At 70.7% G+C, this 17,157-nt stretch carries 12 protein-coding genes; 8 read left to right on the forward strand and 4 right to left on the reverse strand.

What is annotated here, in order from left to right:
- Positions 1-171 precede the first annotated feature (171 nt).
- Together AC1P0E_RS26740 and AC1P0E_RS26745 are read left to right on the forward strand one after the other, a co-directional pair.
- The gene (locus tag AC1P0E_RS26740) at positions 172-720 is read left to right on the forward strand and encodes an FHA domain-containing protein (protein ID WP_482744656.1); all 549 of its coding nucleotides are present in this window, start codon (positions 172-174) and stop codon (positions 718-720) included.
- A 172-nt stretch (positions 721-892) separates the two neighbouring features.
- Positions 893-3,121 (forward strand): MMPL family transporter, encoded by a 2,229-nt coding sequence (locus AC1P0E_RS26745; RefSeq protein ID WP_482744657.1) that lies wholly within the window; start codon positions 893-895, stop codon positions 3,119-3,121.
- Here AC1P0E_RS26745 and lpdA read toward each other — a convergent pair.
- Positions 3,087-4,499 (reverse strand): dihydrolipoyl dehydrogenase, encoded by a 1,413-nt coding sequence (gene lpdA / locus AC1P0E_RS26750; protein ID WP_482744658.1) that lies wholly within the window; start codon positions 4,497-4,499, stop codon positions 3,087-3,089. The two genes, AC1P0E_RS26745 and lpdA, sit on opposite strands and share 35 nt — an antisense overlap.
- Before the next feature lie 90 nt (positions 4,500-4,589).
- Between lpdA and AC1P0E_RS26755 the strand changes: the two genes are divergently transcribed.
- A complete protein-coding gene (locus AC1P0E_RS26755) occupies positions 4,590-5,528 on the forward strand; it encodes a LysR family transcriptional regulator (RefSeq protein ID WP_482744659.1) in 939 nt (312 codons plus the stop codon).
- A 179-nt stretch (positions 5,529-5,707) separates the two neighbouring features.
- Here the strand turns inward: AC1P0E_RS26755 and treY are convergent, their stop codons facing one another.
- The gene (gene treY / locus AC1P0E_RS26760) at positions 5,708-8,074 is read right to left on the reverse strand and encodes a malto-oligosyltrehalose synthase (protein WP_482744660.1); all 2,367 of its coding nucleotides are present in this window, start codon (positions 8,072-8,074) and stop codon (positions 5,708-5,710) included.
- Between the two features lie 81 nt (positions 8,075-8,155).
- On the opposite strand from treY, the gene AC1P0E_RS26765 reads away from it, so the two are divergent.
- Positions 8,156-9,400, forward strand: a complete 1,245-nt coding sequence (locus AC1P0E_RS26765) for an MFS transporter (protein ID WP_482744661.1) — start codon at positions 8,156-8,158, stop codon at positions 9,398-9,400.
- On the opposite strand, the gene glgX is transcribed toward AC1P0E_RS26765, so the two are convergent.
- Positions 9,354-11,471 carry a glycogen debranching protein GlgX gene (gene glgX / locus AC1P0E_RS26770; RefSeq protein WP_482744662.1) on the reverse strand — a complete coding sequence of 706 codons (2,118 nt, stop codon included), beginning with the start codon at positions 11,469-11,471 and terminating at the stop codon, positions 9,354-9,356. The two genes, AC1P0E_RS26765 and glgX, sit on opposite strands and share 47 nt — an antisense overlap.
- Positions 11,472-11,658: 187 nt before the next feature.
- On the opposite strand from glgX, the gene AC1P0E_RS26775 reads away from it, so the two are divergent.
- The 4 genes from AC1P0E_RS26775 to AC1P0E_RS26790 all read left to right on the forward strand — a co-directional run bounded on the left by AC1P0E_RS26775 (position 11,659) and on the right by AC1P0E_RS26790 (position 16,147).
- The gene (locus AC1P0E_RS26775) at positions 11,659-12,525 is read left to right on the forward strand and encodes a Tat pathway signal sequence domain protein (protein ID WP_482744663.1); all 867 of its coding nucleotides are present in this window, start codon (positions 11,659-11,661) and stop codon (positions 12,523-12,525) included.
- Between the two features lie 91 nt (positions 12,526-12,616).
- The gene (locus AC1P0E_RS26780) at positions 12,617-13,933 is read left to right on the forward strand and encodes a copper amine oxidase (protein WP_482744664.1); all 1,317 of its coding nucleotides are present in this window, start codon (positions 12,617-12,619) and stop codon (positions 13,931-13,933) included.
- Between the two features lie 109 nt (positions 13,934-14,042).
- A complete protein-coding gene (locus AC1P0E_RS26785) occupies positions 14,043-15,287 on the forward strand; it encodes an SAV2148 family HEPN domain-containing protein (RefSeq protein WP_482744665.1) in 1,245 nt (414 codons plus the stop codon).
- 137 nt (positions 15,288-15,424) lie between these two features.
- On the forward strand, positions 15,425-16,147 hold the full coding sequence (locus tag AC1P0E_RS26790) for an exonuclease domain-containing protein (protein WP_482744666.1): 723 nt from the start codon (positions 15,425-15,427) through the stop codon (positions 16,145-16,147).
- 54 nt (positions 16,148-16,201) lie between these two features.
- Here AC1P0E_RS26790 and AC1P0E_RS26795 read toward each other — a convergent pair whose 3' ends face one another.
- Positions 16,202-17,074, reverse strand: coding sequence for a phosphotransferase enzyme family protein (locus tag AC1P0E_RS26795; RefSeq protein ID WP_482744667.1), 873 nt, complete (start codon positions 17,072-17,074; stop codon positions 16,202-16,204).
- Positions 17,075-17,157 lie beyond the last annotated feature (83 nt).

The raw sequence follows: 17,157 nt of genomic DNA on the forward strand, positions 1-17,157 counted from the left end.
TCGTCGACGATGCCGCCACCCATGGTGCGTCAGACGGGCATGATCCGCCGGTAAATCGTCAGCTCCACGTCATCCGGGATTGGATACGGACTTCTGTCTGCGCAGGTCAGGTCGTACGGGATGCCCTGTTCTTCTGGACAGCCGCGCCGGGTCGGCCCGACAATCAGGTCTGTGACGTCCTCCTTCGAGTTCCACACGTATCCCGCTCGGCTGTCCGACGCCGAGCGCGACCGTGTGCTCGGGGTGCTCAGAGAGGGGGCGGCCCAGGGGAAGTTGTCGCACGACACCTTCGTGCGCCGGATGGAACTCGCCCTTGTCGCCCGCCGCTCCGAGGAACTGGCCGTACTCACCTCCGATCTGGAGACCGAGAGCCGCTGGGCACGGGGGCTGTTCGGGGCGGTGGAGCGGGCGTCGGCGTTCACGGTGCGGCTGCGCAGGGCGTGGCAGTCGGAGCGGCTGCCGAAGCTGCTGTTCCCCGAGCCCGGCCCGTACCCACTGAGGATCGGACGCGATCCCGCGAACGGACTGCGGCTCAGCCACGACACGGTCTCGCGCGTACACGCGGAACTGTCCGCGCGGGGCGGCACATGGGTCCTGCGCGACCTCGGCTCGACCAACGGGACGGCCGTCAACGGGCGGCGGGTCACGGGAGCCGTCCTCGTGCGGGACGGGGATCAGGTCAGCTTCGGGCGGATGAGCTTCAGGCTTTCCGAGCGCTGAGTTTCCGCGCGCTGAGTTCCGCGCGCCGAACTTCCGCGCGCCGAGCCGAAGGTTCCCTCAGGACAGGGGTGGGGTTAACCGCAGGAAGGTCCGGCTGCTGGTACCAGTGACCACAAGGGGCCCGACCGGGACGCTGATCAAGGAGCAAAAGCGTCCTCGGGAGGGAACAAAGATGGCGGGCAGCAGGCAGCCGATCACAGTCAGAATCGCGCGATGGTGTGCCACGCATCCATGGCGAGCCATCGCCGGATGGCTGCTGTTGCTCGTCGTATGCGTCGGTGCGGGCAGCGCGGTGGGCATGAACAAGGGGCAGTTCTCCGACTTCTGGATCGGCGAGGCGGGCCGGGCCGAGTCCATCGCCGCCGACAGCGGACTCACACCGGCGCCCGTCGAGCGGGTACTGATCACGGCGGAGCACGGCAAGCTCGACGCCGCGGCCGCCGAAGACGCCGCACGCGACGTGCGGCAGCGGATGGAAGCCCTGCCGGCCGTCGTCTCGGTCGCCGCCCCGAAGCCGGCCGCCGACGGTTCCGCGCTGATGGTCGCCGTCACCCTGCGCGGCGACAAGGAGACCGCCAAGGAGGACGTCGACGCGCTGCTGAAGCAGACCGAGGCCGTAGGGAGCGAGCACCGGAAACTGCGGATCGAACAGACCGGCAACGCGTCCATCTCCAACGGGGTCAACGACAAACAAGGGCAGGACCTTCAGCGCACCGAGGCGATCAGTCTGCCGGTCACCTTCATCATCCTGTTGGTCGTCTTCGGATCGGTCCTGGCGGCCGGCATCCCGGTGCTGCTCGCCCTCTTCGCCTTCGGGGGAGCGGTGGGCCTCTACGGTCTCGCGTCCTGGATCACCCCCGACGCGGGCGGCGCGGCGCTGAGCGTCATCTTCATGCTGGGCATGGCGGTCGGCGTCGACTACTCGCTCTTCTACCTGAAGCGCGCCAGGGAGGAGCGCGAGCGCACGGGCGGCACGATCAGCCACGCCGCCGCCGTCGAACTGGCCGCGGCCACCTCGGGGCGAGCCGTCGTCGACTCGGGTCTGGCGGTCGCCCTCGCGCTCGGCGGCCTGTACCTGATGGACGACGTGATCTTCTCGTCGATCGCCACCGGGGCCATTCTGGTCACCCTTGTCGCGGTGGCGGGATCGCTGACCGTACTGCCCGCGCTGCTTGCCAAACTGGGACACCGTACGGACGGCCGCAGGGCCCGCCGCCGGGCGGCCGGTGCTTCGCGCGGTGCCCCGGAGCAGAGCCGCATGTGGTCCGCCCTCCTGCGGCCGGTCATGCGCAGGCCGCTCGCGACACTGCTCGTCGGACTCGCCGCCACGGCGGCTCTCGCCCTGCCCACCCTCAACATGAAGCTCGGCACGGAGGGGAAGGACACGTTCCCCGACAGCGTGGCCGCCATGGCGACGTACGACCGGCTGACGGCCGCGTATCCGGCCGACGGGACCGCGCACCTCGTGCTCGTACGGTCGGACCCTGCCCACGCGGACGAGGCGAAGGGCGCCCTGCGCCGGCTCGCCGACCGGACCCTGGGCAACGAACTCTTCACCCAGGACGGCACCGCACCCCAGCTGCGCGTCTCCGAGGACGGACGTTCGGCGCTGCTGACGCTGCCCGTCCCGTACGCCGAGAACTCGGCGGCGGCGGACCGCTCCCTGGCGCTGCTGCGCGGCGAGCTCGTACCGGAGACCATCGGCAAGGTGGCGGGCACCGAGGCCGCCGTCAGCGGGGAGATCGCCTACGGCGCGGACTATGCCGAGCATCAGGAGAAGCGGCTGCCCTGGGTCATCCTCTTCGTGTCGCTGGCGACATTCGCCATCATGTACGCGGCGTTCCGTTCCGTCGTCATGGCCGTGCTCAGCGTGCTGCTCAACCTCGCGGCGGTGATGGTCTCCTGGGGCGTACTGACGCTGGTCTTCCAGGGCACCTGGGCCGAGGGGCTCCTCGGTTTCGAATCCACCGGATTCGTCGGCTCCCGTACGCCGCTGCTGGTCTTCGCCATCCTGGTGGGCCTTTCCACCGACTACCAGATCTTCGTCGTCAGCCGGATCAAGGAGGCCGTGCGGCGCGGCATACCGACCCGCGACGCCGTGGTGGACGGGATCACCGGCTCCGCGAGTGTGGTCACGAGCGCCGCCGTCATCATGGTGTCGGTCTTCGTCAGCTTCCTCTTCATCGACCGCATCGAGATGAAGCAGATCGCCGTGGGACTCACGGTGGCGGTGCTCTTCGACGCGATCGTGCTGCGGGCGCTGATCCTGCCGTCGGCGATGGCGCTCCTGGGCGAACGCTGTTGGGGCCGTTCGCGGACGGGCGCGCCCGGCGCCGGGCAGCCGCGGGGTGACCTGCCCCGTCCCGCTACTGCTGGTGCAGGCCCCGCCCGGCGAGGGTGAGGAAGGTTTCGCCGACGGCCTCGGAGAGCGTCGGGTGGGCGTGGATGTGGCGGGCGACGTCGGACGGTTCGGCGTCCCAGCCGACGATCAGCTGGCTCTCGGCGATCATCTCGGAGACGTTCGGTCCCACGAGGTGGACGCCGAGCACCTGCCCGCCGCGCGCGGCGACGACCTTCACCACACCGCCCTGACCGTGCACCATGCCCTTGGCCACAGCGGTCAGGGGCATGGTGTTGACCACCACGTCGTGGTCCCGGCCACGCGCCTGCGCCTCACTCAGACCGACCGAGGCGGTCTGCGGCGAGGAGTACGTGACCCGGGGGACGGCCGCGTAGTCGACGGGCGGCGAGGCAAGCCCCGCCAGCGTCTCGGCCACCAGCAGGCCCTCCGCGAACGAGGCGTGGGCCAGGCCGAGCGAGGGCGGCGGCAGGAGGTCACCGACCACATGGATGCCCGGTACGGCCGTCTCCAGCCGGGACCAGTCGGCGGGCGCGACGAACCCGCGCTCGTCGGTGGTCAGTCCGGCCGTCGCCAGGCCGAGCCCGTCGGTCACGGGTGCGCGGCCCACGGCGACCAGCAGCCGCGCGGCCTCGATCGCGCGCGTCTCGCCGCGCGAGGTGCGGACGTTCGCCCGTACACCGCTCTCGAGCACCGTTGCGTCCAGCAGCCGTGCGCCCACCTGCACGTCGATGCCGCGCTTCTTCAGGCCGCGAGTCAAGTGGCGGGACACATCGGTGTCTTCGAGTGGTACGAGCCGGTCCGCGGCCTCGACCAGGGTGACCTCGGCGCCCATGGAACGGTGGAACGAGGCGTACTCCACGCCGATCGCGCCACCGCCGAGCACCACCACGGACTTTGGCAGCCCGGGCGCGAACAGCGCGTCGTCGCTGGTGACGACGCGGCTCCCGTCCGGGTCCAGGCCCGGCAGCGTACGGGGCCGGGACCCGGTCGCCAGCACGATGCCCCGGCGGGCGGTGAAGGAGCGGCCGTCATCCTCCACGCGAACGTTCCGGGGACCGGTCAACTGAGCGCTCCCACGGACCACTTCCACCGCGGAATGCGCGAGGTGTTCCTCGACGCCCTTGTGGTTGCGGGACACGATGTCGTCCCTGGTGGCCACCAGCGCCGGCCAGTCCACCGACTCCAGTGTCGCCTTCACGCCCCACCGCTCCCGGGCCTCCGCGATGCCGTCGACGAGTTCGGCGGCGTGCAGCATCGCCTTGCTGGGGATGCAGCCGCGGTGCAGGCACGTGCCGCCCACCTTGTCGCGCTCCACCAGAACGACCTTCAGGCCGAGGGCCGCGGCGCGCAGGGCGGTGCTGTAACCGCCGGTGCCGCCGCCGATCACGATCACATCGGTTTCATGAGTCTCAGTCATGGCTCCACCCTCCGCCGCTGCCTTGCCATGAGTCCAAGGCAATGTTTCTCTGGCACCGATGCACAGCGCTTATGGGAGGGGTGCGGGCGGATGAGCCTGCGGCAGATGGAGTACTTCGTGACGGTCGTCGAGGAGGCTTCCTTCACGCGGGCCGCCGAGCTCCTGCACGTCACACAGCCCGCCCTCTCGCACCAGATCAAGGCCCTGGAGAGGTCCGTGGGCGGCGCGCTGCTGGAACGCATGCCGCGCGGCGTACGGCTGACGGTGATGGGCCGCGCCTTCCTCCCGCACGCCGAACTCGCCGTGCGCAGCGCCGTCCAGGCGCAGCGCGCCGCCAGGGCCGCCGCCGGCGCGGAGGGCGGCGAGCTGCACATCGCCACCGTCCACTCGGTCGCCGTCGGCATCCTGCCCGACGTCTTCGCCCGCTGGCGCCGCGAACACCCGGGTGTGGCGCTGGTCCTGCACGAGTACGCGACGACCGAGGCGCTGGAGGAGCAACTGGAGCGGGGCGTCGCCGACCTCGCTGTCGGGCCGGCGCCGCCGCGCTCGTGGCAGGGGCCCGTGGTGCCGGTCGGGGAGGAGGAGATCGTGCTGGTCGTCGCCTTCGACGACCGCCTCGCGGGGCGTACGTCGGTACGCCTGTCGGAGCTGGCCGACCGCACGTGGGTGCGGTGCGCGATGGAAGCGGTGATCGACGGACAGCAGTTCCTCGACTGGGCCTGTGCCAAGGCGGGCTTCGTACCGCGCACGGCGGTCCGTACCGAGCACACCTCGACGGCGGTGCGGATGGCGGCGGCGGGGGTCGGCGTCGCCACCGCACCGTCGCACGTGGTGCGGGGAGCCGTGGGCGAGGACTGCGTCGTACTCCCGGTCGACCCGCCGTGGCGGCGCGCCCTGACGGTCTTCTCCCGCGTCGAGCTCACGGGCGCGGCGGCGGCGTTCGCGGATGTGCTGTGCGACTCGTGGCCGTACGGGAAGGCTCCGGCGTCAACTGACGGGGCGTACGAGAACTGCACTGCGACGGCGTGACGGCGTGGGGCGCCCCGCGGCGCTTGTTCCCCTACCCGCCCCTTCCCCGAAACTGGGGGCAAGCCCCCAGCCCCCAGGACGCCCTCCGGGCGTGTCCTCAAACGCCGGACGGGCTGGATGTCGCCGCGTGCGGCAACTCTCAAGCCCCGCAGGACACACCCGCCCGCACGTACACCCTCCTACGGCGCCTCTCCTCCCACCCGGGTCAGGAGCGAGACCGGACGTTCCGCGAAGAGGTCAGTCACTCGCACCGTTCCCGAGAACGCCCGCTCCGGCGTCAGCACATCTGCCCACCGCCCCTCCGGCAGCGTCAGTTCCGTGTCGCGCCAGCCGCCCGCCTCCGACAGGCGCAGCGACAGCCGCGTTACGGCCGTCACCGCCTCTCCGGAGCGGCAGAACGCCACGCAGTGGTCCGCGGCCGGGCCGGCGACCCCCAGAGGGGTGTAGGTGCCCGACTCGCCGAAGGCTTCGGGGTGCCGCCGTCGCAGGCCCAGCGCGGCGACCGTGACCGCGTACTTCTCCGCCGACAGGCCGTCCTCGCCCGCGGCGGGCGGCGTGAAGCCGACAGGCCGCCGGTTGTCCGGGTCCACCAGGGCCCGGAACTCCCGCTCCGTGCCCTGGTACAGGTCCGGCACCCCCGGCATCGTCAGATGCAGCAGCGCGGCCCCGAGCACATTGGCCCGTACGTACGGACCCAGATCCCGCGCGAACTTCGCCACCGTCTCGAACGGCGGCCCGGCAGGACCCGCCGTCACGAAGTCGGCCACCGCCTCCTCGTACACCGTGTCCTGCTCGGTCCAGCTGGTGTGCAGCCCCGCCTCCCGTACGGACTTCAGCAGCGCGGCCGTCAGCCGCTCCCCGTCGGGCTCCCCGAAGCCGAGTACGGTCTGCCAGGCCGTCCAGGCGAGGTGCGCGTCGGGGGCGGGGACCGAGGTCAGCCCCGCGAGCAGCCGGGCCCACCGCTGCGGGCACTCGGACAGCACGGCGATCCGCGCGCGCACGTCCGCGCTGCGCTTCGTGTCGTGGGTGGACAGCACGGTGCCGGTGGTCGGCCAGTCACGCGCCAGCCGCGTGCAGAACGCGTGGAAGTCCGCCGGGCTCACGCCGGGTGCCCCGGGGTCGCCGCCCACCTCGTTCGCCGAGATGAGAGGCACGTAGCGGTAGTAGGCCGTGTCCTCCACCGACTTGGCGCGCAGCGCCGACGCCGTCTGCGCGAACCGCGCACAGAACGCCGCACGGTCCGGCCCGCCGCCGAGCTTCCCCAGCGCCAGATCACGCACCAGATCGACGACCGCCGCCTCCTCCTGCACCGCGAACGTCGCCTTCACCCGCCGCGCCGCCTCCATCGGAACGGCGGCCTCGGCGCTCTCGGGACAGGGCCCGCCCGCCGTCACGTAAGGGCGGTACACGGGAACGCGCACCAGCAGTTCCCGTACGGCTGTCCGCAGCGCCCAGGGCGCGAAGTCCCGCAGGGCGGGATCAGCCGCGCAGATCCGTTCGGCCGTACGGACGAGGTAGCGGGTCTCCGCTGCCAGCTCATGGGTGAGCACCTTGTACGCCGATCGTCGTACCGTCGGTTCCCAGTAACCGCCACGGTCTCCGGCCGGGCCCGCGAAATCGCGGTAGTGGGCCGTCAGTTCCCCGACGCCCACCGGATCGGTGAACAGGCCGTCGATCCGGTACAGCGCGTCGTATCCCGTCGTTCCCGCGACCGGCCATTCGGCCGGAAGCCGCTCGGGACCGGTCAGGATCTTCTCCACGACCGTCCAGCGGCCCCCGACCGCCTCACCGAGGCGCCGCAGGTACGCCTGCGGATCGGCGAGCCCGTCCGGGTGGTCGACGCGCAGCCCCTCAACCACCCCGTCCCGTACCAGCTCCAGGATCTTCGCGTGCGAGGCGGCGAAGACCTCCGGATCCTCCACACGGACGCCGATCAGTTCCGAGATGGTGAAGAAGCGCCGGTAGTTCAGCTCGGTGCGCGCCAGTCGCCACCAGGAGAGCCGGTACCACTGGGCGTCCAGCAGCTCCGGCATCGGCAGGTTCGCCGTGCCCTCACGCAGCGGGAACGTGTGGTCGTAGTAGCGAAGGGTTTCGCCCTCGACCCTCAGCCCTTCCAGCTCGTCACCGATCCGGTGCGCCAGTACGGGCAGCAGGACCTTGCCGTCGCCGCCCTCCCAGTCGATGTCGAACCACCGGGCGTACGGCGAACCCGGCCCCTCTCTCAGCACCTCCCACAGTGGCCGGTTCAGGCTCTCGGGCGCCGGTACGGCCATGTGGTTCGGCACGATGTCCAGGATCAGGCCGAGGCCGTGGGCGCGGGCCGTGCGGGACAGCGCGCGCAGTCCCTCCTCGCCGCCGAGTTCGGCCCGCACGCGCGCGTGGTCGACGACGTCGTATCCGTGCTGGGAGCCCGGCACGGCTTCGAGCACGGGTGACAGATGCAGGTGCGAGACCCCGAGTGCGGCCAGATGGGGCACCGCCTCCTCGGCGGCCGAGAAGGGGAAGTCGGAACGGAGCTGCAGACGATAGGTGGCGGTGGGCGTCATGCGAACGTACGTACCCGCATTGGGACCTTCTGTGTCATCGGCCCATGCTTCCGTGTGATGACCCGGTATTACGTTCACCTGATGCCTGGAACCCTTCACACGTATCGCAAGGTCGTCGCGCTCACCGGACCCGTGCTGCCCGTCGTGTCGTTCCTCGGCAGGCTGCCGACCGCCATGTGCCAGCTCGGCAGCCTCCTGCTGGTCGCCGAGACCAGCGGCAGCCTCGCCACGGCAGGACTGGTCGGCGGCGCCCTGGCGGCGGGGCAGACGGCCGGCGGCCCGCTCCTCGGCCGGGTGGCGGACCGTCACGGACAGCGCACCGTCGTCCTGGTCGCCGCCCTCGTCAACGCGGTCGCCGTCGCCGCTCTCGTGATCGCCGCCCTGGACCGCGTCAGTACGCTCCCGCTCGCGCTCGTCGGCGCGCTCGCCGGAGCGAGCGTTCCCCAGGTCGGTCCGATGGCGCGTACGCGATCGGTCGCACTCGCCCGCAGGAACGGCGTCGACGAACGGCTCATCGGCGCCGTCCTGTCGTTCGAGGGAACGCTCGACGAGGTGTCCTTCGTCCTCGGCCCCGCCCTCGTCGGCCTCGCGGTGGCGGTAGCGCACCCCGCTGCCGCGCTGCTCGTCGCCGCGGGTCTGCTGGCCGTCTGCGGCACCTGGTTCGCACTGCATTCGACGGCGTCCCGGGTACGCCCCGCGTCCCGCAAGGCCTCACCCGTACGTACGAGTCTGCCCGGAGCGGTCTACGCGCTGCGCGCCGCGATGGTGCTCCAGGGAGCCATGTTCGGCGCGTCCCAGGCGGGCATCACGGCGCTCACCGAGCGGCTCGGGCAGCCGGAGCAGGCCGGGCTCGTCTACGCAGCCATGGGCGTCATGAGCGCGGCCGCCGGGCTCGCCATGGCGGCCGTACCGGCGAGGATCACCCTGACGGTCCGCTGGCGCGCCGCGACGGCCGCCCTCATCGTGCTCTCCGTACCGCTGCTGTTCGTGGAGTCCCTGTGGGCGCTGTACGCCGTCGTAGTGGTCCTCGGCGTCGCGTACGCACCGCACCTGATCACCATCTTCGGGCTCACCGAACGGATCGTTCCCGAGAACAGACTGGCCGAGTCGATGGCGTTCCTGACGAGCGGCATCGTCGGCGGCCAGGCCCTGGCGCTGGCCCTTTCCGGACGTCTCGCGGAGGGCAGCGGCGCGCCCGCGGCGTTCGCCGTCGCGGTGGTGGCGGCCACGCTCTGCGCCGTACTCGCGTGGACCGCCCGCCCCGCCTCCGCAGCGGGCCCTAAGCCGGCCGCTGCAACACCACCAGACTGCGCCCGATCAGCGTGACGTGTTCGCCCGCTCCCACCTTGGGACCGCTCCCGGGTGGCACCCCCTCGGCCCGCGCCGTGTCGACCACGACCTGCCACTGCTTCCCGTGGTTCACCGGAACGGTGAAATCGAGTTCCTTCGCGCTCGCGTTGAACATCAGCAGGAAGGAGTCGTCCGAGATGCGCTCGCCGCGCGGCCCCGGCTCCGAGATGGCGTGACCGTTCAGGAAGACCGTCAGCGCCTTCGCGTGCGCCGCCTGCCAGTCCCGCTGGGCCATCTCCTTGCCGTCCGGTGTGAACCACGCGATGTCCGAAAGATCGTCGTGCGTGCCCTCCACGGGACGTCCGTGGAAGAAGCGCCGGCGCCGGAAGACCGGATGGTCCCGCCGCAGCCACACCATCGCGCGCGTGAAGGCGTGGAGCGAGCCCTCCTCGTCGTCCTTGTCCGGCCAGTGCACCCAGGACAACTCGTTGTCCTGGCAGTAGGCGTTGTTGTTGCCTCCTTGCGTCCGTGCGAACTCGTCCCCGTGCGAGAGCATCGGCACGCCCTGCGACAGCATCAGCGTCGCGATGAAGTTGCGCATCTGACGGGCGCGCAGGTCGAGGATCGCGGGATCGTCCGTATCCCCCTCCGCCCCGCAGTTCCAGGACCGGTTGTGGCTCTCGCCGTCCCGGTTGCCCTCGCCGTTGGCCTCGTTGTGCTTGTCGTTGTACGAGACCATGTCGGCCAGCGTGAAACCGTCGTGGCAGGTGGTGAAGTTGATGGACGCGAGCGGCCTGCGCCCGTCGTCCTGGTAGAGGTCCGAGGACCCCGTGAGCCGCCCCGCGAACTCCGCGATCGTCCGGGGCTCACCCCGCCACAGGTCCCGCACGGTGTCCCGGTACTTGCCGTTCCACTCGGTCCACAGCGGCGGGAAGTTCCCCACCTGATAGCCGCCCTCGCCGACATCCCACGGCTCGGCGATCAGCTTCACCTGGCTGACCACCGGGTCCTGCTGCACCAGGTCGAAGAAGGACGACAGCCGGTCCACCTCGTGGAACTGCCTGGCCAGAGTCGCCGCCAGATCGAAGCGGAACCCGTCGACGTGCATCTCCGTCACCCAGTACCGCAGCGAATCCATGATCAGCTGGAGTACGTGCGGCGAGCGCATGAGGAGGGAGTTCCCGGTGCCCGTCGTATCCATGTAGTAGCGGGGATCGTCGGCGAGACGGTAGTACGACGCGTTGTCCAGGCCGCGGAAGGAGAGCGTGGGGCCCAGATGGTTGCCCTCCGCCGTGTGGTTGTAGACGACGTCGAGGATGACCTCGATGCCCGCCCGGTGGAGCGCCCGTACGGCGGTCTTGAACTCCAGGACCTGCTGACCTCGGTCGCCCCATGAGGCGTACGCGTTGTGCGGGGCGAAGAAACCGATGGTGTTGTAGCCCCAGTAGTTGCTCAGATCGGCGTCGGCCAGCCTGTGATCATTGACGAACTGGTGCACCGGCATCAACTCCAGAGCCGTCACCCCCAGTTCCGTCAGGTGCGAGATGATCGAAGGGTGCGCCAGGGCCGCGTACGTACCCCGGAGCTCGTCGGGGAGGTCCGGGTGCATCATCGTGAGGCCCTTCACATGGGCCTCGTAGAGGATCGTGCGGTGATAGTCCGTGCGGGGCGGACGGTCGTCACCCCAGTCGAAGTACGGGTTGACCACCACCGACGCCATCGTGTGCGGCGCCGAGTCCAGGTCGTTGCGCGAGTCCGGCTTCCCGAAGTGGTAGCCGTACACCGCCTCGCCCCAGTCCACCTTGCCGCTGATGGCCCGTGCGTACGGGTCGAGCAGCAGCTTGGCGGAGTTGCACCGCTTGCCCTCCTGCGGGGCGTACGGGCCGTGGACCCGGTAGCCGTAGCGCTGGCCCGGCATGATCCCGGGCAGGAAGGCGTGACGTACGAACGCGTCGGACTCGCGCAGTTCCACCGCCGTCTCCGAACCGTCGTCGTGCAGCAAGCACAACTCGATCCGGTCGGCGGCCTCCGAATAGACAGCGAAATTGGTTCCGGCGCCGTCGTACGTGGCGCCGAGTGGGTAAGCCTCTCCCGGCCAGACCTGCATGCGATCGACTCTTCCACTTCTGATCCGGGTTCTGCGGGGCACTTCGCACAGATCTTCCCCGAAAGTGGGGCAACCTCCTAGGACTTCGGACCGTCCTACCGGGTGACCACGCATACTCGGTATGCCAGTTGCTGTCGCGTGTGACGCGCGGGGCGACAGGGGGCTCCGGGGAGAGTAGGGGGGCACAGTGCACAGGACAGTGCGCCGGCATCTGGGGAAGATGCTGGCGGGAGCCGCGACAGCGGTGACCGCGACCGCCGTGATGATCGGCGTGACGCTGCCGGACCCGGCGGGCGCCGCCGACGACACGCGCACCGGCCGGCCCGGGAACGCGGCCGTCGCCGGGTCCGACCGGGGCGAGCAGAGCGCCCAGGGGGACGGCACCGGCCAGGACGGTGGGAGCGCGGCGGCGGGGCAGGCGCCGGAGCCGGGGGTCGTCCAGGGCGCCCCGGCCGAGGGCGAGCAGGGCATCGGCAGGGACCCCCTTACGGACGCCGAGCTGGAGCGCGTGGAGACGCTCGCGCTGACGCCGTCGCAGTTCTCCGGCGGCAGGGACGTCGAGGGAGACCGGGGGCCGCAGCACCTCGCCACGAACCTGAGCGAGATACAGCCGTCCGAGGTCGGGGAGGCCGCGCCGCCGCGCCGTGCGGAGGTCTCGTACTACGACTACAAGCGCGACGAACTGGTGACGAAGACCGTCAACCTCGCCACCGGCAAGGTCGAGCGGACCGGTGCGCTCAAGGGCGTACAGCCGTCGCCCACCCGCCAGGAGAGCCGTGAGGCCGCGGATCTGATTCTGGCGAGTCCGCTCGGTGAGGGCCTGAAGAAGGACTACCAGGACGCCATGGGCAAGCCGCTCACCTCGGTGGACCAGCTGCGGGTGACCGGCGGGATCTACCGGGCGGACCGCGAGGAGACGGTACCGCGGGCGCTGGCGAAGTGCGGGGAGCACCGCTGCGTACGCGTCACGACCAAGGTCAGGAACGGACCGTGGATCGACACCCGCGACCTCGTCGTCGACCTGAGTGCGAGGACGGTCGGCCGCACCGGCTGACGCTCTCGGCCCTCCCGGCGCTCTCGGCCCACCGACCCGGCTCATCCGCTTCAGTCCCTTCCCGCACTTCCGTACGAGGGAGTTCATGCTCATGCACGTCAACAGAGCTTCTGGTGCCCCCAAGCGGGCCGCGGCAATCCTCGCGGCCGCCGCCCTGCTGGGCAGCCTCGCCGCCGCCGGCGGTTCCGCGGCCACGGCGGCCCCCAAGCCCAAGGCGGCACCCGCCGCCCCCGCACCGGCCCCGGCCGACTGCAGCGCGGCGTACCGCATCGAGCAGAAGCTCGACGGCGGCACCACCTGGCGCATGTGCTGGAACTACGACAGCCACGCCGGCCTGATCCTGGAGAAGGTCTCGTACCAGCCCAAGGGCGAACCGAAACCGATCCGCGTCCTGACCAGCGGCAAGCTCGCCCAGGTGCACGTGCCGTACGACAACGGCGAGGCGGAGTACGACGACCTCACCGGTCAGGACTTCGGCGCGGAACTCCAGGACCTGAAGCCGGCCGAGTGCCCCGGCGGCACCATCAAGACCGTCCGGGTCCAGGGCGCGGGCAACGTCAAGGGCATCTGCACGACCACGCGTGCGCGCGGGCACGCGTACCGCCTTGCCAGCGACGAAAGCACCAAGGTCTGGCAGGCCCAGGGCAAGGACCTGCTCGTCTACACCGTCAACAAGGTGTCCTGGTACGAGTACATCACCGAGTGGCGCTTCTCCTCCGACGGGACCATATCCGCCAACGTCGGCGCCACCGGCAGCCTTTCGCCGTACGACTACGACGCCACCGACGGCCGGGGCTGGCCGATCGGCAAGGGCGCCCGCGACTACGCCACCAGCCACAGCCACAACGTCTTCTGGCGGCTGAACTTCGGTCTCGACGGCAGCTCGAAGAACCGGATCGAGCAGTACGACTCGAAGGTCACCCCGCCGCGGGGCAATGGAATGCCCACCACCAAGACCACCCGTACCCCCATAGCCAAGGAGCTCGCGGGCGACGCCAAGAGCATGCGGTGGTGGCGGGTCGTCAGCGCGACCGGCAAGAACAAGGACGGGCACCCGCGCTCGTACGAGATCGTGCCGGGCCCCTCCAACAAGCACCCGGGGCGCAGCTTCACCAAGCACGACGTGTACTTCACGAACTACCGCAAGTGTGAACAGTTCGCGAGCAACAACATCCGCGACTGCGGCGCGTCGAACGCGCCGAACAGCGTCGACAAATGGGTGAACGGCGAGACGCTCAAGAATCCGATCACCTGGGTCAACATCGGGTTCCACCACATCGCCCGCGACGAGGACCAGCAGCCCATGCCCGTCCACTGGCAGGGTTTCCAGCTCGCTCCCAGGGACGTAACCACTATGAATCCGCTCACTCCGGCTGATCTCGCAGGACAGAACGGGCATTACGAATAAGGGAGTTGGGAAAGGAGCCTGCGCATCCGGCTGCACCGCCTCCCGCTCGCGGAGTACCCTTCCTTGATCGTTGGAGACGGGGCTTCCAGGAGCTGAAGGCGGTGCGTGGGTGAGCTCGGGAGGGCTGGAACTGCCCCCCGGTGACGCAGGTCACGAGGGGGGTTCCGCAGGCGTCCCGCCCGGAGCGGTCTCGCTTGCGCGTCCGATGGAGATCGGAGCGGAGCTGGACTGGGGCGCGGACGCCTGGAGCGAGGTGCGTACGCGCGCTCAGCGGGCCGGCCGGGCCTACATCTGGCTGAACCTCGTGGAGCAGCGGCTGCGCGCCGTCGTCGTCGCCGTGCTCCGGCCCATCTACGAGCCGGTGCACGGCGAGGACGACTGGGTGGTGGCGGCCGCGGGACCGGCGGGTCAGGAGTGGGTGCAGCGCGCCGTCGCGGTGCGGGAGGTCTCCCGCCGCAAGGGCTATCTGCTCGACCCGGCCGACGACAACGTCATCAGCTTCCTCACGCTGCCCCAGCTGCGCGAGCTCATGGTCCAGCACTGGCCGTGTTTCGAGCCGTACTTCGACGACCGGCGGGACGTCGAGCTGGCCCTGGACGAGCTGGAGGTCACCCGTAACGTCGTCTCGCGCAACCGGGCGCTGTCCGAGGCCGTGCTCGCCCAGGCGGAACGGGCCTCCGCGCGGCTCCTGGAAATCCTGGGCAGCGGCGCCGGTGTGCAGTCCGCGGGCCGGCTCAAGGTGGACGCCGTCGAGGAACTGGTGGGGGACAGGTACGCCGATGTGGTCAGCGTCCACCCGGACCGGGTGCGCCTCCAGCGCCAGTTGCCCGCCGAGGATCTCTTCGGCGGCGCGCGGCGGCTCGACGCGATCGGCATAGGCCTGAACCTCCTCGTCCAGAACTTCTCCGGCAGGCGGCTGGTGCGGCTGGCCGAATCGGGCTGCCGCATACGGCTGCTCTTCCTCAATCCGGCGAGCAGTGCGGTCAAGCGGCGCGAGCGTGAACTGGGTTTGAGAAAGGGTGAATTGAGCCGTTCGGTGGAGATGAACATTCTCCACATGCGACGGGTGCGCTCGAAGCTCCGCGACCCGGGGGCGTTCCAGATCCAGGTCTTCGACGAGACGCCGCGCTTCACGGCGTATCTGGTGGACGGGGACGGCGCGGACGGACTCGCCGTCGTCCAGACGTATCTGCGCAAGGCGCGCGGCATGGAGGCGCCGGTGCTGGTGCTGAGGGGCGGCGGGCGCGGTGTGGTCAGGCACGGTCAGGACGGTCAGGACACAGAACACGGTCTCTTCGAGACGTACCGCGAGGAATTCGAAGCCGTGTGGGCGGACTCCCGACCGGTGTCCTGACGCGTGTCTTGACGAGTGTTCTGACGAGTCCCCACACGAGGTCCCGACCGGACTCCCGAGGGCGTTGTCAGTGGTGCGTGCGAGGGTGGTTCTCCACCGGGGAGCTTCCGGGGGAGCATCGCGAAGGAGGTCCCACGATGGGATGGCACGGGGAACCGCTGGTCGGATTCGACCTGGAGACGACCGGCACGGAGCCGCTGGAGTCCCGGATCGTCACGGCCGCGATCGTGGGTGTGGAGGACGGCGCAGTGGTCCGTCGGCGTGACTGGCTGGCCGACCCGGGCGTCCGTATTCCGGCGCAGGCGTCGGCGATCCACGGCATCAGCAGCGAGCGGGCGGGGGCAGAGGGCAGGCCGGCCGGCGAGGTGGCCGACCAGATCGCCGAAACCCTCACCGGTTACTGGGCGCAGGGGGTGCCCGTCGTGGCTTACAACGCGGCATTCGATCTGACGCTGCTCGCCGCCGAGTTGCGCAGGCACGGGCTGCCGTCACTGAGTGAGAGGCGCGGCGGCACCGGCATCGGCCCGGTCATCGATCCGTACACGATCGACCGCGCCGTCGACCGCTACCGCAGGGGCAAGCGGACGCTGGAAGCGGTCTGCGTCGAGTACGGCGTGGTCCTCGACGGCGCCCACGAAGCCTCGGCCGACGCCCTCGCCGCGGTCAGGGTCGCCCGCGCGATAGCCGAGCGCCACCCGTCGATCGCGGCGCTTACCCCTGCCGACCTGCACGACAAGCAGATCCAGTGGTACGCCGACTGGGCCGCCAACTTCCAGGAGTTCCTCCGCAAGAAGGGCACCCCGGACGCGGTCATCGATCCGCGGTGGCCGCTGCGCGAACTGGTGCCGACGGGACGCTGACGCGCCAGTCGCGCAGAGGCGCAGCACGCCTTCCTCCTCGCCCCGGCCGGGACCTCAGAACGGGTACCAGCGGACTTCCGGGTCGCCGTCGCGCAGGGAGGCCACTCGCCGGCGGAACTCGGCCGACGCCGCCGGGTTGGACGGGGCGTGCTGCGCCACCCAGGCGCAGCTGGCCGTCTCGCGTGCGCCGCGCAGCACCGCGCAGCCGGACCATTCGCGTACGTCCCAGCCGTACGCGGAGGTGAACGCGTCGTACGCCTCGGGGGCCAGGCCGTAGCGGTCCCGCGAGAGGGCCATGACCACCAGGTCGTGTTCGCGGAAGTCGGCGGCGAAGGTCTCCAGGTCGACCAGGACCGGGCCTTCCAGGCCGACATGGACGTTGCGGGGGAGCGCGTCTCCGTGGATCGGGCCCTGCGGCAGGTGCGGAGTGAGCGCGGCCGACGCCGCCGCGAAGCCGTCGCGCCGCTCGCGCAGATACGCCGCGTCGGCGGGGTCGATCGCGTCGCCCGCGAGCCGCAGCCACCGCTCGACGCCGCCGAGCAGTTCGCGCCGGGGGAGGGGGAACGAGGGGGCGGGCAGGGCGTGGACGAGGCGCAGCAGCTCCGCCAGGTCCTGGGCGCCCGCAGGGCGTACGGACTCGGGCAGCCGGTGCCACAGCGTCACTGGGTGGCCGTCCACCACATGGGGCTTCGGCTCGGCGGCCCGTACGGCGGGGACGCCCGAAGAGGCGAGCCAGGCCGCGACGGCCAGTTCGAGCTCGGCCCGCGCCACCAGCTCCGGGTCGCGGCGGCCGACCTTGACGACCAGAGCGCCGGCCGCGAACACCGCGTTCTCGCCCAGCGCCAGCAGCTCGGCGTCGGCGGGGGATGCGGCGGAGGCGGGGAGTCCGGCGATGGCCAGAATCTCGCGTGCTCGTGTCTCGTCCATGAGCACAGATTCTCGCATTCCCGCAGGTGGGGTTGACGAACCGACGACCCGTCAGCACGATGACGAGGGCCGCCGGGGCGGCC

The sequence above is a fragment of the Streptomyces sp. TRD_SC_5 genome, from assembly GCF_056836825.1.

Coding starts and splice junctions, on each gene's coding strand:
- AC1P0E_RS26745 (WP_482744657.1), top strand. CDS start 893: ATGGCGGGCAGCAGGCAGCCGATCACAGTCAGAATCGCGCGATGGTGT.
- AC1P0E_RS26780 (WP_482744664.1), top strand. CDS start 12,617: ATGCACGTCAACAGAGCTTCTGGTGCCCCCAAGCGGGCCGCGGCAATC.
- AC1P0E_RS26765 (WP_482744661.1), top strand. CDS start 8,156: ATGCCTGGAACCCTTCACACGTATCGCAAGGTCGTCGCGCTCACCGGA.
- lpdA (WP_482744658.1), bottom strand. CDS start 4,499: ATGACTGAGACTCATGAAACCGATGTGATCGTGATCGGCGGCGGCACC.
- AC1P0E_RS26755 (WP_482744659.1), top strand. CDS start 4,590: ATGAGCCTGCGGCAGATGGAGTACTTCGTGACGGTCGTCGAGGAGGCT.
- AC1P0E_RS26795 (WP_482744667.1), bottom strand. CDS start 17,074: ATGGACGAGACACGAGCACGCGAGATTCTGGCCATCGCCGGACTCCCC.
- treY (WP_482744660.1), bottom strand. CDS start 8,074: ATGACGCCCACCGCCACCTATCGTCTGCAGCTCCGTTCCGACTTCCCC.
- AC1P0E_RS26790 (WP_482744666.1), top strand. CDS start 15,425: ATGGGATGGCACGGGGAACCGCTGGTCGGATTCGACCTGGAGACGACC.
- glgX (WP_482744662.1), bottom strand. CDS start 11,471: ATGCAGGTCTGGCCGGGAGAGGCTTACCCACTCGGCGCCACGTACGAC.